Origin of the sequence: Nonomuraea phyllanthi, assembly GCF_006334985.2 — a bacterium.
Lineage (GTDB): Bacteria > Actinomycetota > Actinomycetes > Streptosporangiales > Streptosporangiaceae > Nonomuraea > Nonomuraea phyllanthi.
The window spans coordinates 15,320-37,291 of sequence record NZ_VDLX02000008.1 but is presented as its reverse complement, the minus strand read 5'-3'; the positions used below and the strand labels follow the sequence as shown (position 1 = coordinate 37,291).

General features: G+C 71.4%; 20 protein-coding genes. 11 read left to right on the top strand and 9 right to left on the bottom strand.

The genetic code is table 11. The features are described from left to right. The first annotated feature begins 26 nt into the window (after positions 1–26). Complete coding sequence (locus tag FH608_RS21880; protein WP_139632447.1) at positions 27–1,184, top strand: NAD(P)/FAD-dependent oxidoreductase; 1,158 nt, start codon at positions 27–29, stop codon at positions 1,182–1,184. Between the two features lie 93 nt (positions 1,185–1,277). Then, on the top strand, positions 1,278–1,724 hold the full coding sequence (locus FH608_RS21875) for a hypothetical protein (RefSeq protein ID WP_139632446.1): 447 nt from the start codon (positions 1,278–1,280) through the stop codon (positions 1,722–1,724). A gap of 16 nt (positions 1,725–1,740) precedes the next feature. Here FH608_RS21875 and FH608_RS21870 read toward each other — a convergent pair whose 3' ends face one another. The 3 genes from FH608_RS21870 to FH608_RS21860 are packed head-to-tail and all read right to left on the bottom strand — an operon-like array spanning position 1,741 to position 5,010. After that, positions 1,741–4,122 carry an ATP-binding protein gene (locus tag FH608_RS21870; RefSeq protein WP_139632445.1) on the bottom strand — a complete coding sequence of 794 codons (2,382 nt, stop codon included), beginning with the start codon at positions 4,120–4,122 and terminating at the stop codon, positions 1,741–1,743. Positions 4,123–4,168: 46 nt separating this feature from the next. Beyond that, positions 4,169–4,771 carry a DUF6879 family protein gene (locus FH608_RS21865; protein WP_139632444.1) on the bottom strand — a complete coding sequence of 201 codons (603 nt, stop codon included), beginning with the start codon at positions 4,769–4,771 and terminating at the stop codon, positions 4,169–4,171. Beyond that, positions 4,768–5,010, bottom strand: coding sequence for a hypothetical protein (locus FH608_RS21860; protein ID WP_139632443.1), 243 nt, complete (start codon positions 5,008–5,010; stop codon positions 4,768–4,770). Before FH608_RS21860 ends, FH608_RS21865 begins: the two co-directional genes overlap by 4 nt. Before the next feature lie 294 nt (positions 5,011–5,304). On the opposite strand from FH608_RS21860, the gene FH608_RS21855 reads away from it, so the two are divergent. The 3 genes from FH608_RS21855 (at position 5,305) to FH608_RS52835 (ending at position 8,650) form a co-directional block, all read left to right on the top strand. After that, on the top strand, positions 5,305–7,011 hold the full coding sequence (locus FH608_RS21855) for a SpoIIE family protein phosphatase (protein ID WP_139632442.1): 1,707 nt from the start codon (positions 5,305–5,307) through the stop codon (positions 7,009–7,011). 40 nt (positions 7,012–7,051) lie between these two features. Beyond that, positions 7,052–7,798, top strand: coding sequence for an ATP-binding protein (locus tag FH608_RS52840; RefSeq protein WP_226899760.1), 747 nt, complete (start codon positions 7,052–7,054; stop codon positions 7,796–7,798). A 63-nt stretch (positions 7,799–7,861) separates the two neighbouring features. Continuing rightward, positions 7,862–8,650 carry a hypothetical protein gene (locus FH608_RS52835; RefSeq protein WP_226899759.1) on the top strand — a complete coding sequence of 263 codons (789 nt, stop codon included), beginning with the start codon at positions 7,862–7,864 and terminating at the stop codon, positions 8,648–8,650. Positions 8,651–8,670: 20 nt separating this feature from the next. Here the strand turns inward: FH608_RS52835 and FH608_RS21845 are convergent, their stop codons facing one another. Continuing rightward, complete coding sequence (locus FH608_RS21845; RefSeq protein WP_139632441.1) at positions 8,671–9,042, bottom strand: DUF5997 family protein; 372 nt, start codon at positions 9,040–9,042, stop codon at positions 8,671–8,673. Between the two features lie 54 nt (positions 9,043–9,096). Between FH608_RS21845 and FH608_RS21840 the strand changes: the two genes are divergently transcribed. Continuing rightward, positions 9,097–9,858 (top strand): LysR family substrate-binding domain-containing protein, encoded by a 762-nt coding sequence (locus FH608_RS21840; RefSeq protein WP_193318554.1) that lies wholly within the window; start codon positions 9,097–9,099, stop codon positions 9,856–9,858. A 95-nt stretch (positions 9,859–9,953) separates the two neighbouring features. Here FH608_RS21840 and FH608_RS21835 read toward each other — a convergent pair whose 3' ends face one another. Then, entirely contained in the window at positions 9,954–11,609 is a 1,656-nt protein-coding gene (locus FH608_RS21835; protein ID WP_139632440.1) for an acyl-CoA dehydrogenase family protein, read from the bottom strand. Between the two features lie 31 nt (positions 11,610–11,640). Here FH608_RS21835 and FH608_RS21830 point away from each other — a divergent pair, with 31 nt between their 5' ends. After that, positions 11,641–12,378, top strand: coding sequence for a PaaX family transcriptional regulator C-terminal domain-containing protein (locus FH608_RS21830; RefSeq protein WP_139632439.1), 738 nt, complete (start codon positions 11,641–11,643; stop codon positions 12,376–12,378). On the opposite strand, the gene FH608_RS21825 is transcribed toward FH608_RS21830, so the two are convergent. The 3 genes from FH608_RS21825 to FH608_RS21815 all read right to left on the bottom strand — a co-directional run bounded on the left by FH608_RS21825 (position 12,356) and on the right by FH608_RS21815 (position 15,616). Then, on the bottom strand, positions 12,356–13,369 hold the full coding sequence (locus FH608_RS21825) for a hypothetical protein (RefSeq protein ID WP_139632438.1): 1,014 nt from the start codon (positions 13,367–13,369) through the stop codon (positions 12,356–12,358). The two genes, FH608_RS21830 and FH608_RS21825, sit on opposite strands and share 23 nt — an antisense overlap. Before the next feature lie 103 nt (positions 13,370–13,472). Beyond that, positions 13,473–14,870: a glutamate--cysteine ligase gene (locus tag FH608_RS21820; protein ID WP_139632437.1), complete on the bottom strand. Its 1,398-nt coding sequence runs from the start codon at positions 14,868–14,870 to the stop codon at positions 13,473–13,475. Between the two features lie 35 nt (positions 14,871–14,905). After that, positions 14,906–15,616 carry an SDR family oxidoreductase gene (locus FH608_RS21815; RefSeq protein ID WP_139632436.1) on the bottom strand — a complete coding sequence of 237 codons (711 nt, stop codon included), beginning with the start codon at positions 15,614–15,616 and terminating at the stop codon, positions 14,906–14,908. 102 nt (positions 15,617–15,718) lie between these two features. Between FH608_RS21815 and FH608_RS21810 the strand changes: the two genes are divergently transcribed. The 4 genes from FH608_RS21810 to polX are packed head-to-tail and all read left to right on the top strand — an operon-like array spanning position 15,719 to position 20,301. Further along, a complete protein-coding gene (locus tag FH608_RS21810) occupies positions 15,719–16,549 on the top strand; it encodes a helix-turn-helix transcriptional regulator (protein WP_139632435.1) in 831 nt (276 codons plus the stop codon). A gap of 1 nt (position 16,550) precedes the next feature. Beyond that, the gene (locus FH608_RS21805; RefSeq protein ID WP_139632434.1) at positions 16,551–17,588 is read left to right on the top strand and encodes a zinc-dependent alcohol dehydrogenase family protein; all 1,038 of its coding nucleotides are present in this window, start codon (positions 16,551–16,553) and stop codon (positions 17,586–17,588) included. 24 nt (positions 17,589–17,612) lie between these two features. Then, positions 17,613–18,581 (top strand): aldo/keto reductase, encoded by a 969-nt coding sequence (locus FH608_RS21800; protein WP_139632433.1) that lies wholly within the window; start codon positions 17,613–17,615, stop codon positions 18,579–18,581. A gap of 40 nt (positions 18,582–18,621) precedes the next feature. Beyond that, positions 18,622–20,301, top strand: coding sequence for a DNA polymerase/3'-5' exonuclease PolX (gene polX, locus FH608_RS21795; protein ID WP_139632432.1), 1,680 nt, complete (start codon positions 18,622–18,624; stop codon positions 20,299–20,301). 532 nt (positions 20,302–20,833) lie between these two features. Here polX and FH608_RS21790 read toward each other — a convergent pair. After that, the gene (locus FH608_RS21790) at positions 20,834–21,847 is read right to left on the bottom strand and encodes a zinc-dependent alcohol dehydrogenase family protein (RefSeq protein ID WP_139632431.1); all 1,014 of its coding nucleotides are present in this window, start codon (positions 21,845–21,847) and stop codon (positions 20,834–20,836) included. Positions 21,848–21,972: the final 125 nt, after the last annotated feature.

Here is a 21,972-nt window from a genome sequence, read left to right as displayed (position 1 = left end):
GCGACGAATTCAGGAGGTCCCCGAAAGTGCCCGAGGTCATCGTCGTCGGTGCCGGCGTTACGGGAACGTCGACCGCGTTCCACCTCGCCGAGCGAGGTGCACGATCCGTCACCGTCCTCGACGCCCGGCACGCGGGCGAGGGCATGAGCAGTCGCTCGTCGGCGCTCGTCCGCATGCACTACACGTTCGAGCCGGAGGTACGGCTGGCCGTCGACAGCCTGGCCTACTTCCGTGACTGGCCGGAACGCGTCGGCCGCCCTCCGGTCTTCCAGGAGTGCGGATTCGTCCGCATCGTGGCCCCCGGCGAGGCCGACCTGCTGCGCGCGAACGTCACGATGCAGCGGGCCTGCGGCGCCGAGGCCGAGGTCATCACCGCCGATGACCTGCTCGCACTCGAACCGGGCTGGCGGGCCGACGACGTGGTCGCCGCCGCGTACGAACCCCGCGCCGGTTACGGCGACGGCGCCGTCGCGGCCGGCGACTTCCTCTCGCGGGCGCGGGAGGAGGGCGTCGCCTACCGCCCCAACACCCGCGTCCGCGCGCTCGTCGAGTCCGGCGGCCGGATCCGGGGCGTACGCACCGACCAGGGCGACATCATGGCCGACGTGGTCATCCTCGCCACCGGCGTCTGGACCCGCCCCCTGCTCGCCACGGTGGGCACCGACCTTCCCATCGAGCCCGAGTACCACGAGGTCGCCGTCCTGCGCGACCCGCCCGGCGCGCCCGCCGGCCGTACGGCGTGCATCGATTCCGGCACCCGCACCTATTTCAGGCCGGAACCCGGTGCCGGCCTGCTCCTCGGCGACTTCATCGGCCCACGCGACGGCATCGACCCCGACGACTTCCCCCAAACCCCCAGGGACGACAGCGTCGTCGAGATGGTCGGCCGGGCCGCCCGGCGCGTGCCCGCCCTCGAATCCGCCGGCATCTCGCGCGGCGTGACCGGCGTCTACGACATGTCACCCGACGCCCGGCCGATGCTGGGCCCCGTCGCCGGCCTGGAGGGACTGATCGTCGCCGCCGGCTTCTCCGGCATGGGCTTCAAGATCTGCCCGGCCGTGGGCCGCGCCCTGGCGGAGCTCACGCTGGGAGAGCAGCAGACGGTGGACGTCTCCGCGTTCTCGCCCGACCGCTTCGCGGCGGGAAAGCCGATCAATCCCCCGTACGCTTACAGCGACGACTGACTGGAGAAGTAACGGGCGCCGGCGGTCGGCACGGCGGACGAAGCCCGCTCCGCCATCTCCATATTTGCCGCCTCCGGCGTCAGACTTGCTCCTATGGGTGAACGGCATCGTTCCACGTGGCTCATCTTCGCCTCGACGGGCATCGCGCTGGGCGTCCTGAGCGTCTTCTTCCTGGTGATCGGCACGGCTCGGGCCGGCGAGTGGGCGCAGATCCTCGGCACGCTGGTGGGGATCGCCGCCCTCGGCGTGTCCGTCTACAGCGTCGTGCTCATGCGCCGACCGGCGCCCGCGCCGACCGAGGGAACGCCGGGGTCCGTCCGGAACACCTTGAGCGGCCACGTCGACGGAAACGTCATCCAGGCACGAGACGTGGGCCCATCACCGGACGACGGGCGCGACCGCCCCGCCTCCGGAGGGGGAACGACGGCGAACCACATCAAGGAGGGCACGATCACGGGCTTCGTCATACAGGCCCGCGACATCAAGGATCCCGGCGTCATGAAGGCGGATCCCACCGAGGCCACGGATCAGAGTGAATAGCCGTCGCGGGTGACGATCACGAGCGAGACCGGAACACCTCGTCGATGCGGGAACGGGCGGCCTCGGAATCCAGGTCCTCGAACTCGGAGAGCATCTCGCGCGCGGTGACCGCGTTGCTCCGGGCCCCGGCGTCGTCGCCCGTCCCCCACTGCGCGAAGGCGAGATGGCAGAGCGACATGCCCGTCAGCCAGCGAAGACCCGCACCGTCGAAGGCCGTGACCGCGCCCTCGTGGAAATGGGCCGCCTCGTCGAAACGGCCCAGCGCCTGGTACGCCTCGCCGGCGACGTCCCACGCCTGCGCCTCGCGCACCCGGTCGGCGATCCTGCGGTGGAGAGTGGCGGAGCGCTGCGAGGAGACGAGGGCGGACTCCGGCCGGTTCATCAGCAACTGCACCTTGCCCAGCTCGATGAGCCAGTAGGCCTCCCACACATGGTTCCTGGCCTCCTGGGCGATGCCCAGCGCGCCCTCTATGGAGCGCAGCGCGTCGGCGACCCGTCCGGTGCGGCGCCTGATGGTGCTCAGAACGCGGAGAGCGTTGCCCTCGCCGCCGCGCTCACCCGTGGCTCTGAAGATCCGCAGCGCCCGGTGCACCAGCACCTCGGCCTCTTCGAGGTGTCCGAGCTCGGTTCCGGCCTCGGCGAGGTTGGTGGCGGCCACGGCCTCCCAATGATCGTGCCCTTCGCCGGCGAAGATCGTACGGCTGCGTTCGAACATCTCCAGCGCCTCGCCCAGCCGGCGGCCCCGGAAGTGCACGATCCCGATGTCGTTGAGGGACAGGCCCACGTCGATCCGCGTGCCCGTCTCCTGTCGTATCGCCAGCGCCGCCCGGTGGAACTCCTCGCCTCTACGGAAGTCGTGCCGCTGCGTGAACGCCATGCCGAGACCCTCGAGCAGACTCGCCTCGGCCCGCCGGTCGCGCAGGTGGCGTGCAGCTCCGAGGCCCAGCCGGCTGGTCTCGATCCAGTCGTCGAACGCGTTGAAGCGCATGTAGATGTCACGAAGGGTGACGGCCAGCTTCGCGGCGAGCGCGTGCATGCCCAGCCGGGCCGCGCACTCCACGGCCGCCCGCAGATTCAGTTTCTCCAGCTCGTACCAGTCGACGGCTTCCTCGTAACCGGAGAATCCGGGCGGTTCCACGCCGGGGTCCAGCGCCGGGAGAACGGCGGCCTCCTCCATGGAGTTGATCCAGCCCGTGGCCGCCTGCGCCGCATGCGCGTACCAGAGCAGGACGCGGTTCGTCAGCGCGGTGGACGTCTCACGGGTGTCCTCGCTCGACAGCTGGTCGGCGGCATAGCTGCGGAGCAGATCATGGAGCTGGAACCGGTCGGGTCCCGCCTGCTCGACCAGGTGCGCGCCCACCAGGACGTCCAGCAGGTGTCGTACCCGTGCCCTGCCCTCGCCCACGAGGGCGGCGACCACCTCGCTGGAGAACTCGGCCCCCGGATGGGCCGAGAGCCTCCGGAAAAGTTCGGCCGCGTCCTGTGGAAGTGCTTGGTAGGACCAGGCGAAAACGCTTCTGACGGCGTCGTCGTCATCATCGGTGGTGAGGGCGTTCCAGAGGGTGGATTCGCCCCGCAGTTCGTCGATGAGCTCGGACAGTTCCATCCACGGCCTGCTCACCGCGCGTTCGGCGGCGATTCTCAGGGCCAGGGGCAGGCGTGCGCAGAGGCGGGCGAGCTCGGCCAGCCGGGCGTCCTCGTCGTGGGGACGGTAGCGGTTCATGGCGGTTTTGAGCAGCCCTACCGCGTCCGGTTCCGAGAGCAGCCCCAGAGTGATCCGGAGTGCGCCGTCCCTGACCATCAGGCTCGACAGCCTGCTCCGGCTGGTCACGATGACCAGCGACTCTCGCGTGCCCGGGATCAGTGGCCTGACCTGGCCGGCCGACACCGCGTTGTCGAGCACGACGAGCATGCGCCGGCCGGCCAGCAGGGAACGGTACAGGGCCGCGCGTTCGTCGAGCTCGGACGGGATCGACTCGCGCGGCACGCCCAGGGCCGAGAGGAATCTTTCCAGGGCGTGCTGCGGTGTTATGGGCAGGCCCGGGTCGTAGCCGCGCAGATTGATGTACAGGCTTCCCTCGGCGAAATTCCGGCGTGTCCTGTGCGCCCAGCGCAGGGCGAGCGAGGTCTTCCCCACTCCCGCGGTCCCCGCGATGATGATCAGCGATATCCCGGGCGTGCCGTCGGTTCTCGGCACGATCTCGGTCTCGAGGCGCTGGAGCTCGGCCTCCCGGTTGACGAACCCGGAGACGTCACTCGGCAACTGCTGGGGTCTGGGCGTCCCGTCGGCGGAGCCGTGGAAGTGGATCCCGCCGCTGATGTCTCGTGCCTGGACGATCTCGGCCGCGGAGCCCGACACCTCGGAGTGGGTGGTCCCATCGGGCGGGTCATCATTCACCTGACATCACTTCATCGTGCGCGATCGCCATCGCCGGGAGCGGTATTCACCCGGGGAACGAGAGATCGATCGGATAGTCCTCGAACGGGATGGAACGGGCCAGGATTTCTTCCGAAATATCCACGAGTTCGGCCAGGGCCGCCGGGTCGGAGACCATGTCCGCGTGCAGGAACAAACCGTCGTCGGAGTAGTTGAGAAAGAACGCGAGTGACCGGTCGAATATCGTGTAGTCGGCCAGGTCGTAGCGGAGGTCGAGGTCAGCGATCATCGCCTGGTTGACGATGTATATCTTCTCTCCCTCCTCCGCGTTGAGCCTGAAGTGCGCGAGCTCCCACCGCAGATAGCGGCTGAGTGGGTCCTCGATGACGCGAAGCCGGTAGAAGGCCGCGGCCCGGTCGTCGAATATCCTCCTGAAGTCCCGCTGGGCCGCCCGGTCCTCCTCGATGAGCTCCAGCGCTCTCTTCATGTCACCGGCGGCGAACGCCTCCCAGCTGGGGTTTCCCGGCTCCTGAAAGGTCTGGCGCCGCTCCAGTTTGTAGACGCGCCCGGTCACGCCCCGGCTGGCCTCGCGGAACTTCCGCCGGAAGTCGCCGGGCAGGAGCCGGGTCGCCACGAGGTCGGGGCGCGGCGGGAAGGAGAGACGGTTCATACGTCCGGCAGATCTCTCTTCGCGGCGATCAGGGTGCGGCGTGTCACGATGACCACCCGCTCGTAGGGCGCGCAGTGCATGCCTTCGGGGAGGAGGCCTTTCACCTGCTCCGTGACGTCTGTCCCGATGACGGCGAAAGCCCCGTTGTCGAGCTCCCAGATGTCCGGACAGGTGTCTCTTCCCGAAGTTTCTCCTCGTTGCTCGGGGCTCAGCCCCACCCGGCGAGCGAAGGCGAACATGAGACCCCTTTCCCCTGGCGAGGTTCAGCGCGATCATATGCCATCGATAAGCGCTGGAATACTAGCGGGCGAACGAGGATTCCATACCCCCTTCATTGCGGCCGGATCATATGAACACATTTGGTTTTACATAAAGCGGCCTTTGTACAAACCTGATGCGGAAAGAATCGAGAAGGCCTCATCGGGATACCTTCCGGCCTGCCCTCCGGCAACCGCCACGGCCCCTGAGATCCTCCCGCGGTCGTGGCCGCCGGTACGGGGTAGGAGACGTGCAGGAGGGAGAGAGTGCCGGAGATGGGCGTGCCAGAGGATGCCGGGTGGTCCTGGGCGAAGAACGACGGGCGTCCCGCGCGGTTCATCGACCTTTGCGACGCGGGAATGTACGTCGTGGACGACCGAGGGCGCATCATCGAGGTCAACGGCGAGGCCGAACGGCTGCTCGGCCGCACCGCCGAGGAGCTGCTGGGCCGCGACGCACACGACCTGCTGCACCGGGGAAAGCACGGTGAACCGTTGCCATGGAGCCGATGCGTCATGCGGCGGCCCCTCATGACGGGCGGCGCCGCGCACGGCCGCGGTGACCTCATGGAGCGCGGTGACGGCTCTCTGCTGCCGATCTCCTGGATGGTCACCGCCTGCCGGATCGGCGACGGGAAGCTGGGAGCGCTCGTGCTGTTCAGCGAGACCGAGCCGGCCGTACGCACCGCCTGGTCGGGGGAGCGGGGCGCCCCGGCGTCGATGTCGGAGCTCGACCGGCTGGCCCTGCTCGCGGAGACGACCACGACGCTCACCTCGAGCCTGGACGAGGCGGAGACGCTGCGGCAGCTCGTCCACCTGGTGGTGCCCCTGCTGGCGGACTGGGCGATAGTCGACCTGTTCACCGAGGGGGGCGGGGTGTCGCGGGCCGCGGTGGTGCACTACGAGAACGGCGCCGTGGTGCACCGGGAGGATCTGGAGGGGCCGATGCCGCCGGTGCCGCAGGGGTCCTCGATGCCCCTGTCGCGGGCGCTGCGCGGAGTCACCGCCACCATCGCGGGCCCCGAGGACTACCAGGGGCCTCCTGACGCCGAAATCGCGGTCGTCCAGCGGAAGCTGTTCCAGGCGACCGGCATGCACTCCGCGTGCATCGCGCCGATCCGCGGGGTGCGGGAGGTGGTCGGGGCCCTGACCCTGGGGCGCTCCAGGCGTACCGAGCGCTTCACCCCGGGCGACCTCCTGCTGGTCGAGGACATCGCGCGCCGGGCGGGGCTCGCCCTGGACAACGCGCGCCTGTACGAGCGGCAACGGCGGGTCGCGGAGACCATGCAGCGCCACCTGCTGCCGCAGCTCCCCCGGGTGAGCGGGCTGGAGATGAGCGCCTGCTACGTGCCCGCGCCGCACGCCTCGCAGGTCGGCGGCGACTGGTACGACGCCTTCGACCTGTCCGGCGACCGGCTCGGCCTGGTCATCGGTGACGTGGTCGGCCATGACCTCGACGCCGCGTCGGGCATGGCGCAGGTCTGCAACATGCTCCGCGCGTTCGCCGGCGAGGTGGAGCTGCCCCCGAGCAAGGTCGTGGACCAGCTCGACCAGGCGGTGGCGCGCATGACCGAGGACACGATGGCCACCGTCGTCTACGCCGTGCTGCAGCGCCTGGAGGACGGGCGGTGCCGGATGCGCTGGACGAACGCCGGCCATCCGCCGCCGCTCCTGGTGGAGCGTGACGGCCGGGCCCGCTTCCTGGACGCCGGGAGCGGCCTCATGCTCGGCACCGGCATCCCCGCCGAACGCGTCGACGCCACCATCGAGCTGCCGCCGGAGTCCATCCTGGTGCTGTACACCGACGGGCTGATCGAGTCACCCAGCCGCACCCTCGACGACGGGATGTCCCGGTTGCGCCGGCATGCCGCCTCGCTGGCCCAACGGCCTCTGAGCTCCGTCTGCCAGCGGCTGCTCTCCCAGGTCCGCCCCGACGACAATGACGACGACGTGGCCATGCTCATCCTGCGCGTACCGTGCTGATCGGAGCCCGCGGCACCGCTAGTGATGGCAGAATGTGACCATGCGGACACCCCGAGCGAGATACTTCAACACCACCGGTCCGTGCGGCCCCCAGCACCACTACATGGTGCCCGCCGCGCAGCGGCTCCCCCAGGCGCGCGTGCTCGTCGAGATGGACCGTTACTTCGTACTGCACGCGCCCCGGCAGACAGGGAAGACGACAACGCTGGGTGCCCTGGCGTCCGAGCTGACCGCCGAGGGCGACATCGCCGCCCTGATGTTCTCCTGCGAGCGAGCCAAGGCGGCCGGCGACGACGTCGCCTGGGCGGAGTCGCTCCTGCTGGATTCCCTCCGTCAGGCCGCCGAGTGGTCGGGATGGCCGCAGGAGCTGCTGCCGCCGGACCCGTGGCCGCAGGTCACGCCCGGCGGCCGGTTCGGTGCGGCGCTGAGCGAATGGTGCCGCCGCTGCCCGCGCCGGGTGGTGCTGTTCCTCGACGAGATCGACGCCCTGCAGGGCACCAGCATGGTCAGCATCCTCAGCCAGCTCCGCGAAGGCCACAACGCCCGGCCTGAGGGCCATCCGTTCCCCAGCTCCGTCGTGCTGTGCGGGCTGCGCGACGTGCGCGACTACAAGGTCGCCTCGGGCGGCGAACCCGGCAGGTCCAACCCGGCCAGCCCGTTCAACATCGTCGCCGAGTCGCTGCGCCTGGGCGACTTCACCGCCGACGAGATCGCCGAGCTCTACGACCAGCACACGCGGGCGACCGGCCAGGAGTTCACCAAGGACGCGGTCGACCACGTCTTCTAGCTCACCCGGGGACAACCCTGGCTGGTCAACGCCCTCGCCAATGAGATCACCATCAAGATGGGGGTGGCCGGCGCCATCACCGCCGGCCAGGTGGAAGACGCCAAGGAGCGGCTGATCCGGGGGCGCGCCACCCACCTGGACGCGCTGCTCGCCCGGCTGCACGAGCCCCGGGTCAAGCGGGTGATGGAGCCCGTGGTGGCCGGGACCTTCCCCGACATCGACCCCGTCTTCTCCGACGACCTGTCCTACGTCCGCGATCTCGGCCTGATCAAGCAGAAGCCTCCGCTGGAGGTGGCGAACCCGATCTACCGGGAGGTCATCCTGCGCGTGCTGGGAGACCCGTCCGAGCAGTACGTGATGGCCGATCCGCACAGTTTCGTCCTGCCGGATGGCCGCTTCGACCTGCCGCGCCTGCTGGAGGAGTTCGTCGTGTTCTGGCGCGAGCACGGCGAGGTGCTCATCCGGCAGGAGGGCTACCACGAGGCCGCCTGCCAGATCATCCTCATGGCCTTCCTGCACCGGCTGGTGAACGGCGGAGGCTATCTCGACCGCGAGTACGCCGCCGGCTCCAAGCGCCTCGACGTGCTGGTCCGCTGGCCCTACACCGGCCCGCAGGGCGAGCGGCTCATGCAGCGGGAGGCGATGGAGCTGAAGGTCTGGCGGGCGGGCGAGCGCGACCCCCTGTCCGACGGCCTCACCCAGCTCGACCGCTACCTCGACCGGCTCACACTCTCCACCGGCGCGCTGGTGATCTTCGACCGGCGCCAGGAGGCCGCGCCATGGAAGGAACGCGGCCGTTTCGCGCAGGCGACCACCCCGTCCGGACGCCAGGTCACCGTCCTGCGCGTGTGACGGGGGCGGCGCCCGGTGCCCTAGCGCTCTTTGAGGCGCTGCGCCTCCTTGCGGACCTCCGCCTGGACGGCCCGCTCGTGCTCCAGCCACGCGGGACTCTCCGCCTTCAGCGCGTCGATCTCGGCGGTGGTGAGCGGCTGAGTGATCCCGTTTCTGATCAAACCGGAGACCGAGACCCTGAGCTTCGCGGCGACAACATGCTTGGGGTGCGGCCCGTTGCGGCGCAGGTCGGCGAGCCAGGGCGGCGGGGTCGACTGAAGCGCGTTCAGCTCGCTCCTGGAGACGACGCCCTCCTGGAACTCGGCGGGCGCCGCCGAGAGGAGGATGCCCAGTTTCTTGGCCGCCGTGGCGGGCTTCATCGTCTGGGTCGTCTTGGGTTTGGGCGAGCTCATGGGGTCCAGCGTAGCCAGTAAGGAGCGGTTCTCTGACATCGCTACCCTGGCGGGGTGACTCATGAGGAGAGCGGCACAGCGTTCCGGCTGGCGTACGCGCCCGGTGTGACGCCCGCGAAGTGGGCCGGCATCTGGGCCGAGAGGGTGCCCGGCGTGCCGCTGACGCTGGTCTCCGTTCCGGCCGCCGACGTGGTGGGGCTACTGCGGGGCGATGGCGCCGACGCCGGGTTCGTCCGGCTGCCGGTCGAGCGTGACGGGCTCAGCGTGATCCCCCTCTACGTGGAGACCACGGTGGTCGTGGTGCCGAAGGACCACGCGGTGACGGCGGCCGACGAGGTGACCGTCGCCGACCTGGCCGACGACGAGGTGTTCCACCCGCTGGACGACGTCCTCGAGTGGGCGGCCCGTCCCGGGCTGCCCGCGTTCGAGCGGCCGGCCACGACGGCGGACGCGATCCGGCTCGTGGCGGCCGGGGCCGGGCTGCTCGTGGTCCCGCAGTCGCTGGCGCGCCTGCACCACCGCAGGGACCTCACCTACCGGCCGGTGACCGACGCGCCGCAGTCGCAGGTGGCGCTGGCCTGGCCCGCGGAGCGGACGACCGATCTGGTGGAGGACTTCATCGGCATCGTCCGCGGGCGTACGGCGAACAGCTCGCGTGGCCGTGCTCCAGCGCAGCCGGCCCAGAAGACGGCCCAGAAGACGACACAGAAGGCCGCCCAGAAGGCGGCGCAGCGGGAGAGCGGAAAGCCTCAGGGCGGCTCCGGCCGCAGGTCGGTGCCGACCGGACGCGGCAAGAAGGGCCGCCGCTCCCGCTGACGGAGCCGGAGACCTGGCGCCGGCCCGCGGCAGGCGACCATGGCGACTCCGCCGCCCACGCCGGCGGGGCCGGATGCCGCCCGGAGCGGCTCCCGTCAGAGGGTGACCGCGCCCGCCAGAAGCTCGTCGAAGGGCTCGTCCCCCGCACGGTCGATCCCGCGCAGCGGGCCGTGGTCCACCAGGTGGGCCTCGGCGTACGCCCGGGCCACGAGCGCCTTGCGACCGTCGTCCAGCCCCCACGTCGCCTGGTCCTCCAGCAGCGCGGCGGCGTACACGTCGGCCATGAACTGCGCCAGCGCGTACAGCCGCGCCTCCCCCACCGAGGGCTCCAGCGCGGCCCAGGCGGCGACGGCCTTGGCGAGGTCGTCGATGCGGGCGTGCACGAGGTCGGAGGTGGCCAGGGTACGCAGGTGGTCGAGGAAGGCCACGTGGGCCTGCTCCTTGAGCATGGCGCGCCGCACGTCGAGGCAGAGGATGTTGTCGCCGCCCTCCCAGATCGGGTTGACCTGGGCGTCGCGCAGCAGCCGGGCCACCGGCCACTGCTCGATGTAGCCGTTTCCGCCGTGCACCTCGATCGCGTCGCTCGCCGCCGTCACGCCGAGCCGCGCGGCGCGCAGCTTGATCAGGGCGGGCGCGATGCGCAGGCGGGGGCCGACGTGACCGTCGAAGACGAGGGCCTGGGCGGCCTCGACCTCGACGATCAGCTCGGCGAGCTTGCGGCGCATCAGCGGCTGGTCGATGAGCGGCCGGCCGAACGCCTCGCGGGCCCGCGCGTAGCAGATCGACTCCACGAGGGCGCGCCTGGCCACGCCGAGGCCCATCATGGCCACGCCGAGTCTGGAGGCGTTGGTGAGCTTCATCATGGTCCCGAGCCCGGAGCCGGAGCCGGAGCCGAACAGGGGGAAGGCTTCCGCGCCGGTGAACTCGACCTCGGCCGAGGCGACCGAGCGGGTGCCGAGTTTGTCCTTGAGCCGCCTGATCCGTACGCCGTTGCGGGTCCCGTCGCGCCGCTCCCACAGCACGAGGAACGGCCCCACGGCCCCGTCGGGGCGCCTGGCCAGCACCACGAACGCGGACCCGTTGGCGTTGGAGGCGAACCACTTGAAGCCCGTCAGCAGCCAGGCGTCGCCGGCGGGCTCTGCCGTGGCCTCCAGCGCGGCCAGGTCCGAGCCGCCTGTCCGCTCGGTGAACATCTGAGCGGCCTCGCCGGAGTAGTAGCCGTTGGCGAAGATCTCCCGTACGCGTTCGCGTACGTCCTGCGGCGCGTGCTTCTCAGCGAGCGAGACCACCATGTCCCCGCCCGTGCCGAGCGCGCAGCCCATCCCGATGTCGGCCTGGTCGAGCAGGTACGTCCAGGCGGCGGAGAGCGCGGACGGGTTCGCCCCGTGGGCACGGGCCTCGTCCGCGAACGACGGCGCGGTGAAGTTGTCGTCCATGAGCGCCTGCCTGGCCGCCTGGAACGACGGCGGCATGACGACCTGGCTGACGTCCCTGCCCCACTTGTCGTACTTCTCCAGCCGTGGCGGGTTGCGGTCGGTCTCCTCGGCGCACTCGGCGACGAGCCCGCCCATCAGCGCGCCCAGCCGCTCCAGGCGCGGCTGGGCCCAGGCCAGCCCGTCGCCCAGGTGGCGCCGCATGAGCAGGCGCAGCGTGGGATCGCAGGTCCACCAGTTGCGCCCGGCGGCGCCCTGGTAGCGCTCGGTGGCGTAGCGGTCGCTGCGGTCGTAGGCCTCGATGAGATAGCGCCCCATACTCGCGAGTGTTACATATACTCGACACGCGATGGAAGAGCGTAACACCCTGAGCGCCAGATCGGCCGTGCTGAGCGCGCTGCTGGGCAGCCACCCGCCGCGCCTGCCGGCCCGCCACCTGGTGCGCATCGGCGCGCTGTTCGGCATCGCCGAGGGCGCCGTGCGGGTGGCGCTGTCACGCATGGTCGCGGCCGGCGACCTCATCCAGGAGCGGGGCTCGTACACGCTGTCGGAGCGGCTCGTCGAGCGTCAGGCCAGGCAGGACGAGAGCCGCGACCCGCACACCAGGCCGTGGGACGGCACGTGGGAGGTGGCCGTGGTCACCGCCGAGCGGCGCGCGCCCGCCGACCGCGCCGCGTTCCGGCACGCGATGGGCGCGCTCCGGCTGGCCGAGCTGCGCGAGGGCACCTGGCTGCGCCCCGCCAACCTGGTGCGCGCGTGGCCGGAGGCCGTCACCGCGCAGTGCACGCTGATCGACGGCCGCCCGCACGACGACCCCACTCCCCTGCTGTGGGACCTGGACGGCTGGGCCGCCGAGGCGCGCCGGCTGGAGCGCGCGCTGGACCGCGCGGACGGGCTGGCGGAGGGCTTCCTGGTGTCCGCGGCGGTGCTGCGCCACCTCCTGGCCGACCCGCTGCTCCCGCCGGAGCTGCTGCCGCCCGGCTGGCCGGGCGGGGAGCTGCGCGAGCGGTACGACGGCTTCGACCGCCGCTACCGCGAGGTCCTGTACGAGCACCTCGAGCGGCTCACAGAGGGACGCCGAAGATGATCCGCCGGTCCTTGAACTCGGTGACGCTCCACAGCTTCCCGTCCTGCACCGTCAGATCCTCGGGCCCGACCGGGAACGCCCTGGTCTCGAGCCCGCCGTCAGCGTGGACCAGCAGCTTGCCGTTGGCGGAGGAGCCGGCGGCCTGGCTCAAGTACCATCTGCCGCCCCACGAGATGGCCCCCTGGATCTTGGGATGCCCCATCACGAAGGCGTCCTCCGGCTCCCCGCCGCCCAGCGGCAGCGGCCAGCGGGCCACCCACCCGCCGGGATCGTCCTCCCGGTACTCCCCCGTGACCAGCCGCGACGTGCCGCCGCTGCGGTCGATCGAGACGAACGAGAACCGCGGCCCCGGCTGCGCGACCCGCCAGAAGTCGGTCTGCGGGATCACGTACCGGTAGCCGAACGCGTGGAACCTGCCGCCGTGCCGCCCGACCCGCTCGGGGTCGCCCAGGTCGTCCTGCGCGGTACGCAGGTCGAGCACCTTGCCGAGGTCGAAGACGCGCAGCCCCCTGGTGGTGTCGGCGACGTAGAGCAGGTCGCCGTCGCAGGCGACGCCGCCCGCGTGGATGCCGATCGGCCCGTACGAGCCGTCCGGCCTGGCCGCCACCAGCAGCGCGTTGCGGTATTTCAGGGTCCGAGGGCTGACGAAGGACACCCTGATGCCGCGCTCGCCCGCCGAGGGCTTGAAGTACCAGGTGACCAGGAACGCCGGCTCCTCGATGGAGCCGGACTCCTCGGAGCCGGTGAGGCCCTGGGGGTACCAGTCGGTGGTGTCCTCGTCCTTGGCGTCGAAGGCGTACCACTCGGCGGGCTTGGGGCGCATCGTCCCGAGCGCGCCCTGCGCCCCCTTGCGCACCATGACCCGGTTGGCCCGCGCCAGCACCTCCCCGATGCCGGAGCTGCCGATCTCGCCTGCCAGCTTGGCCGCGCCTTCGGCCAGGTCGCCCGTCTCCCGCCGCAGGGCCAACGGCGCCGTGTCCGTGGGAACCATCCCCGTTGCCGCCATATCTCCCTCACTTTGCCGTCCCTTGGCCTAGTTTGCCGGACGGCGGGCGGTTAGGGGCGCGGTCCACGAAAAGCCCCCTCACAGCGGGTCAGCGCCACAAATGCACCGGCGTGCCCGACAGCGCCAGCTCGTGGTACCGCCGGACGAGCCGCTCCCGGTCCCCTTCGAACCGCCGCAGCGCCTCCCGCTGCCACACCGCGCCCGTACGGCGCAGCCGGGTCCGCTGCGCGACCACGTCCAGCGCCCGGTCGGCGTCGGACGGCGTCACCCCGGCCCCGAGCAGGCCCTCCCGCGCCTCGGGCAGCAGCCGCAGCACCAGGTCGGCGGCCTCGAACTCGGCGTCCTCGCCGGGCCAGGACAGCTTGGCGTCCAGCCCGTGCATGGCCGCGCGGTAGAAGTTCTGGTACGCCTGCGCGAACCGGTAGCCGGTCAGATCCCGCTCGGCCTGCGACAACGTCAGCCCGAGCAGGAACGCCGTGTTCGCCGCCATGTCCGCGCACGACGGCCCCGCCGGCAGGGCGCGCAGCTCGATCCGCAGGTGACCGCCGTCCGCGGGGTCGTAGACGGGCCGGTTCCACTGCCAGATCGTGCCCTGGTGCAGCCGCAGCTCGGGCACCTCGTGCGGCAGCGCGCCGTCCGTCAGCTCGGGCACGACGGGGTCGTAGTCCCGCGCGTACCGTTCGAACAGCTCGTACGCCCCCTCGCGCACCCAGTCGGAGCCGAACGTGACGCGCCCGTCCCTGCGCTCGCGCCGCTGCACGTCCCGGTCGTCGGCGGCCTCCTCCATCAGCGCGATCCGTGTCTCCTCCCACAGCCGCCGGCCCAGGAAGAACGGCGAGTTGCCGCACGCCGCCAGCACCGGGCCGATGGCGAGCTGGGCGGCGTTGAAGACGCGGGCGAACCGTTCGGGCGGCGTGCGCATGTGGACCTGCCAGGAGGTGTTGGCGCTTTCGAGGATCACGTCCTCCACCGACAGCTCCAGGTCCTCGATCTTGACCAGGAACGGCTCCAGCCGCAGCCGTCTGAAGCCCCTGCTCAGGGCGCGGTAGCGGTTCTGGTCGCTCATGGCGCCGAGGGTGAAGTCCTCGGCGTCGAGCGTGGGCAGGATGCCGATGGGCACCGCGCCGCCGCCCGTGACGGCCCGGTCCACCTTGGTGACCGTCTCCTGCACCTCGGCGCCGAGCCGCTCGAAGGGCTCGCCCGCCAGGGGGATCGGCGTCAGGTTCACTTCGAGGTTGTATCGGCCCAGCTCGAGCACGACGCGGGGGTCGTCGAGGGCGTCGCGCACCTGGCTGTTGCGCGGCAGCGGCCGCCCGCGCCCGTCGATCAGGAACAGCTCCAGCTCTGCTCCGACCGTGACCGGGCCACGGCCGAAGCCGGGGGTGGCGAGCAGCTCGCGCAGCATGCCGAGCTGCTCCTGGACGCGCTCTCCGAAGGCGGCGAACTCCGCCTCGGTAAATCGCTCCTTATCCAGATCTCTTCCCATCACTCCTCTCTGTCCGCTCTTTTAGTGTTGACACCTCACCAGCGGAGCGTGCCGCCGTCGTCCATGTACGCCCCGGTAGGGCCGTCGGCGTCGAGCGTGGCGAGCCGCACGGCGACGGCCGCGCCCTGCTCCGCCGTGCGGAATCCGGTGTTCCCGTTGAGGTCGGTGGCGCAGTAGCCGGGGTTGGCCGCGTTCACCTTGATCGGGCCGTCCATCAGCTCCTTGGCGTAGCTGACGGTGACCATGTTGAGCGCGGACTTCGACGAGTTGTACGCCATGGAGTTGAACTGCCAGAAGGGGCTCTCCGGGTCCGTCGCCATGGCCAGCGAGCCGAGCTCGCTCGACACGTTCACGATCCGCGCGGCCTCCGACCTGCGCAGCAGCGGCATCATCGCGTTGGTCACCGCGATCACGCCGAACACGTTGGTCTCGTAGACGGCCCGCACCGACGCCACGGAGACGGCGCTCGGCGTCAGCGCGGTCATGCCGCCGCTGACCCCGGCGTTGTTGACCAGGACGTCCAGCCTGCCGTACTCCTGCTCGATCTGCTTGGCCGCGGCGGCCACGGTGTCCTCGTCGGTCACGTCGATCCGTACGTACGGCTGCCCGAGCCGCTCGGCGGCGGCGCGCCCGCGCCCCTCGTCGCGCGCCCCCACGATCGCGGTCATGCCCCGCCCGGCCAGCAGCCGCGCGATCTCGTAGCCGATTCCCTTGTTGGCGCCCGTGATGAGCGCGATCTTCGTCATGCGTCCACATTCGTGCGGGTCGCGGCGGGTTCGGGAGAGCCCCGGGAAGGCTGGTATCAGCGGTGCCACCCACGCGCGACCCGCCGTCGCGAAGATGGAGGCATGAACCGCGACGAACTCGCTGATTTCCTGCGCGTCAGGCGCGCCCACGTCAGCCCCGCCGACGTGGGCCTGCCGGCCGGCGGGCGGCGCCGCACACCGGGGCTGCGGCGCCAGGAGGTCGCGCAGCTGGCCGGCATGTCGATCGACTACTACATCCGGCTGGAGCAGGGCAGGGGGCCGCACCCGTCGCGGCAGGTCCTCAACGCGCTGGCCAGGGCGCTCATGCTCGGCAGGGACGAGCGCGCCCACCTGTTCCACCTGGCCGGGCAGGCGATGGAGGCGCCGAGGATCAGGGAGGACGTGCCCGCGAGCCTGCTGCACCTCATCTCCTTCCTGGAGGAGGTCCCCGCGTACGTGCTGGACGCCCGCTACGACCTGCGCGCCTGGAACCCCCTGGCCGCCGCCCTCATGGGCGGCCTCGACGGCCTGGCCGACGACGAGAGGAACGTCATCCGCTGGGTCTTCCTGTCCCCCGACATCGCCGAGCACTTCGCCGACGAGGAGAAGAGCCGCTTCGCCCGCGCGGCGGTCGCCGACCTGCGCGCCGCCGCCGGGCGCCACCCCGGCGACCGGAGGATCCAGGCGCTCGTCACCGAGATGCTCGCGCTGAGCCCCCACTTCGCCGAGCTGTGGTCCCGGTACGAGGTGGAGATCCGCAGGGAGCAGCGCAAGCAGGTCACGCATCCGGCGGTCGGCACGATCGACGCGATCTGCCAGGTCATGCCCGTGCCCGACCGCGACGACCTGCGCCTCGTCCTCTACACCACCGAACCCGGCTCGCCCTCCCACCGGGCCTTGCGCGACCTGCGGCGACTGACTCTAAGCTCATGAGATGCGAGCGGTTGCGTTTGACGTCTTCGGTGGTGAGCTCGACGTGCGGGAGCTGCCCGACCCGGCCCCCTCCCCGCACGGAGCGGTGATCAGGGTCGAGGCCACCGGGCTGTGCCGGTCCGACTGGCACGGCTGGCAGGGGCACGACCCCGACATCAAGGTCCTGCCCCACGTGCCGGGCCACGAGCTGGCGGGCGTGGTCGAGGCGGTCGGCCCCGACGTGCGCGGCTGGCGGCCGGGGGCGCGCGTGACCGTGCCGTTCATCTGCGCGTGCGGATCGTGCCCGTCCTGCGCCACCGGCGACCAGCAGGTGTGCGAGCGCCAGACGCAGCCCGGCTTCACCCACTGGGGTTCCTTCGCCGAGTACGTCGCCGTCGACCACGCCGACGTCAATCTGGTCGCGGTCCCCGAGGACATGGCCTTCGCCACGGCGGCCGGTCTCGGCTGCCGCTTCGCCACCGCGTTCCGCGCCGTGGCGCAGGTCGGCGAGGTGCGGCCGGGCGAGTGGGTGGCGGTGCACGGCTGCGGCGGCGTGGGCCTGTCGGCCGTGATGATCGCGACGGCCGCCGGGGCGCGCGTGGTGGCCGTGGACGTCAGCGCCGACGCGCTCGGCCTGGCGGAGCAGGCGGGCGCCACCCACTTCGTCAACGGCTCGGCCGGTGACGCGGCCGCCCAGGTCCGGGAGCTGACCAGGGGCGGCGCCCACGTGTCGCTCGACGCGCTGGGCAGCCCCCAGACGTGCGCCGCGTCCGTCGAGAGCCTGCGCAGGAAGGGCCGGCACGTACAGGTGGGGCTGCTGCCCGGCGGCCCGACGCCGGTGCCGATGGACCGGGTGATCGGCCACGAGCTGCGGCTGCTGGGCAGCCACGGCATGGCCGCGCACGCGTACCCGCCGATGCTGGAGATGATCAGGGCCGGGATCCTCCATCCCGACCAGCTCGTCACCCGCACGATCGGGCTGGCCGACGCCGGCAAGGCGCTGGCGTCGATCGGGTCGGTGCCGGGCGTGACGATGATCGCCCCACGCTCCGCCCTCTGACCTGGGAGCCCTATCGTGGGCGATATGGAATACACGCGACTCGGCAACACCGGTCTGAAGGTCTCGCGGATCTGCCTCGGCATGATGAGCTACGGCGATCCGGCCAGGCAGGAGTGGGCGCTGGCGCGCGACGAGGCGGAGCCGATCATCCGCCGGGCCGCCGACGTGGGCGTGACGTTCTTCGACACCGCCGACACCTACAGCCGCGGCGCGAGCGAGGTCGTGACAGGCGAGGCGCTGCGCGCGATCTTCCCCAGCCGTGACGACTACGTGCTGGCCACCAAGGTCTACTTCCCCATGGGCAGGGGCGCCAACGAGCGGGGCCTGTCGCGCAAGCACATCCACGCCGCCATCGACGCCTCGCTCCGGCGGCTCGGCACCGATTATGTGGACCTCTACCAGATCCACCGGTGGGACGACGAGACGCCCATCGAGGAGACGATGGAGGCGCTGCACGACGTGGTCAGGGCCGGCAAGGCCCGCTACATCGGCGCGTCCACCATGTGGGCCTGGCAGTTCTCCAAGGCGCAGCACGTGGCCGAGCGCAACGGCTGGACGAAGTTCGTCTCCATGCAGAACCACTACAACCTCCTCTACCGGGAGGAGGAGCGCGAGATGCTGCCGCTCTGCGCCGACCAGGGCGTGGGCGTGATCCCGTGGAGCCCGCTGGCGCGCGGCGTGCTGGCCAGGGCGGGCTCGGCCGCGGCGACCGCCCGGACGGGCTCCGACTCGCGCATCGAGTTCCTGTACGACCCGGAGAACGACAAGGCGATCCTCGACCGGGTCGCGCAGGTCGCCAGGGAGCGGGGTCTCCCGGCCGCCCAGGTCGCCCTGGCCTGGCTGCTGCGCCAGCCGGCCGTGACCGCGCCCATCGTGGGGGCCACGAAGGACCGGCACGTGGACGACGCCGTGGCCGCCGTGTCGGTGTCGCTGAGCGAGTCCGAGCTGGCCTTCCTCGGCGACCCGTACCGGCCGCGCGAGGTGCGCTTCTAGCCGTCCAGGATTGTCGGGGGCGACCCTTAGGGTGAGGGGCATGCGGGCGAATGAGGAGGCGGCGGCGGCGCTGCAGGAATACGCGGAGCTGTTCGCGCTCTGCGGCGGCGACGCCTTCCGGGTGCGGAGCTACCAGAAGGCGGCCAAGGCCATCGCCGGGTTTCCCGAGGACATCTCGGTGGTCGACGTGCGCTCGGTCCCCGGCGTGGGCGAGGCGATCGCCAAGAAGATGGAGGAGTTCCTGCGGCGCGGGAGCTTCCGGCAGCTCGACGACCTGCGCGGGCGGGTGCCCGAGGGGGTGCGCAGGCTGACGCGGGTGCCGACGCTGGGGCCCAAGACGGCCATCATGCTGTTCGAGGACTTCGGCATCGACTCCACCGAGGCGCTGGGCGAGGCGATCGCCTCCGGCCGCCTCGACGGCGTCAAGGGGCTCGGCCCGAAGACGCTGGCCAACCTGGTCAAGGGCATCGAGCAGCTGGAGCAGTCGGGCCGGCGCGTCCACATCGGGGCGGCCATGTCGCTGGCCGAGCAGGTGATGGCCTCGCTGCCGGCCGAGCGCATCGCGTACGCGGGGTCGCTGCGGCGGATGAAGGACACGATCGGCGACATCGACATCCTCGCGGTCGCGCCCGAGTCGATCATGGCCGACTTCCGCGCCCAGCCCTACGTCGCCGAGGTGATCGCGGCGGGCGCCAAGAAGACCTCGATCCGCACCACGTCCGGCATCCAGGTCGACCTGCGCGTGGTGCCCGCCGGGTCGTGGGGCGCGGCGATGCAGTACTTCACGGGTTCCAAGGAGCACAACGTCGCCATCAGGGAGATGGCGGTGAAGAAGGGCTGGAAGCTGTCGGAGTACGGCCTGTTCGAGGGCGATCGGGTGATCGCCGCCGCCTCCGAGGAGGACATCTACGACGCCCTCGGCATGCGCTACGTGCCGCCGCCGATGCGCGAGGACGGCGGCGAGGTGCAGGCGGCGCTGCGCGGTGAGCTGCCCGTCCTGGTGGAGCCCGGTGACCTGAAGGGCGACCTGCACACCCACACCGACCTGACCGACGGCATCGCCTCGCTGGCCGACATGGTGGCGGCCGGGCACGCCCTTGGCTACGCGTACTACGCGGTGACCGACCACGCGCCCGACCTGGCGATGCAGCGGATGACGCTGGACAAGGCGCTGGAGCAGCGGGGGCAGGTGGCCGAGCTGCAACGGAAATATCCCGACATGCGGATCCTGCACGGCACGGAGCTCAACATCGCGCCCGACGGGTCGGTCGACTGGCCCGGGGAGATCCTGGCCGCGTTCGACGTGTGCGTGGCCTCGGTGCACTCCCATTTCGGGATGTCACGCGACGAGATGACCCGCCGGTTCATCGCCGCCTGCGAAAACCCGTACGTGGACATCATCGGGCATCCCACCACCCGCAAGATCGGCAAGCGGCCGGCCGTGGACGCCGACTGGGACGCCGTCTTCCGCGCGGCCGCCCGCACGGGGACCGCCATGGAGATCGACTCCTTCCCCGACCGGTCCGACCTGCCGTCCGACCTGGTGCGGCTGGCCAGGCACCACGGGGTGAAGTTCTCGATCGACAGCGACTCGCACGCCATCCCCCACCTGCGCAACCAGCGGTTCGGGGTGGGCATCGCGCAGCGGGCCTGGCTGACGACGGACGACGTCATCAACACCTGGCCGCTGGACCGGCTCCTGGCGTTCCTGGGCCGCTGATCCGCCGGCCGGCCCGAGGGCGGTTCCGTCACGCCGGCGCGCCGCCTTCCGCGCGCCCGACAGCCGTACCCCGTTCTCCGGCCGGCGACCCGGTCGCTCCCCCCGCTGCGGACCGCTGCCTGATCACGCAGGCAGGCCCGCTCCCGGCCACGCTCGACGCGTGGCTGAGCGCGGCGAGCAAGGACCCGGGCACGTACGCCAAGTCCGCCTGCCAGGTGAGCCGCTGGCTCAACCGGCACGGAGGCCGCAGCGCGGTCCTCTCCTTAGTCGAACGCCTCAACTCCGGCGAGCGGTTCGCCTCGATCGTGAAGCCCGCCTGACCTCGGCCCCATCGAGGCCACGCACACCCACGGCTCAGGAGCCGGCGCTGGTCACAGCCCATGCGCCCTGAGTGTCCACCCACGGTGTCCACCGACGGGCCGTCCGGCCGTCGGCCAGGCCGTCCGGCCGTCGCGAAACCGGCACCACCGGGCCACGCGTGGGGCCGGATCCCGACTGATCAGGCGGAAACCCTCGGGCCCCGCTCGGCCGGTCAGTCGTGGCTGATGACCACCTTGCCGAAACCACCGCCAGACTCCACGTAGCGGAAGGCGTCAGCAACATGCTCGAACGGGAACACGCGGTCCAGGACCGGGCGCAGCCGGTGGGCCTCGACGGCGCGGTTCAGCGCGACGAAGTGGGCCCGGCTGCCCGTGGCGATGCGGTACACCGCCGCGCCCGCCCCGAACAGGGTCGCCGGGTCGATGGGCCGGGCTCCCTCGGCGCCGGACAGCGAGTAGCCGACGAAGGCCACCTCGCCGTCGGCCGCGACGCACTTGAGCGACTGCTCCAGCGGCCCCGTCGCGTCGACGACACGGTCCACGCCGGCACCGTGGGTGCGAGCACGCACCTCCTGCCACCAGGCCGGGTCATCCCGGTAGTTGATCACGTCGTCCGCCCCGAGCGCCTTCAGCCGTTCGGCCTTGGCGGCGCTGGACGTGGTCATGATCACCTGGGCGCCGGACAGTTTGGCGAGCTGCAGCACGAAGAGCGACACGGCTCCCGACCCCAGGGTCAGCACGGTGGCCCCTGGGCGCAGCGCGCTGCCCGTGGTCAGGGCGTTCCAGGCGGTCACGGCCGCCAGCGGCAGCGTCGCGGCCTCCTCGAACGACAGGTGCTCCGGGACGGGCACGACGCCGTCCTCGCCCAGCACGGCGTACTCCGTCAACATGCCGTCGACCATCGTCCCGAGCTGGGCGGCGTTGTCCCACACGAACGGGCCGTCCAGCCAGCGAGGAAAGACGGTGGCCGCCACCCGGTCGCCGGCCCGCACCCGGCCGACCCCTTCCCCGACGGCCACGACCTCCCCCACCCCCTCGCACCCGGGCACCACGCCGGGTCTGATCGGCAGCGGGTAGGCGCCGGCCAGCACCGCCAGATCACGTGACCCGAGCGAGCTCGCACGGACCTTGACCACGACCTGTCCGCGTCCCGGCACGGGCTCGTCATGATCCCTGACCGTCAGCCCGGCCAGGCCACGCTGCGGATCAAGGTGATAGCTCTTCATCTCGTCGCCTTCTCAGTCGCCTTCTCAATCGTCGAGCTCGATCGCGGGCTGCCCCCAGCGCCATGGGGATCATGCGTGTCAGCCGGGGCTTCCGGCAATTCCTTCGAGGGAGTCGCCGGCGGCGG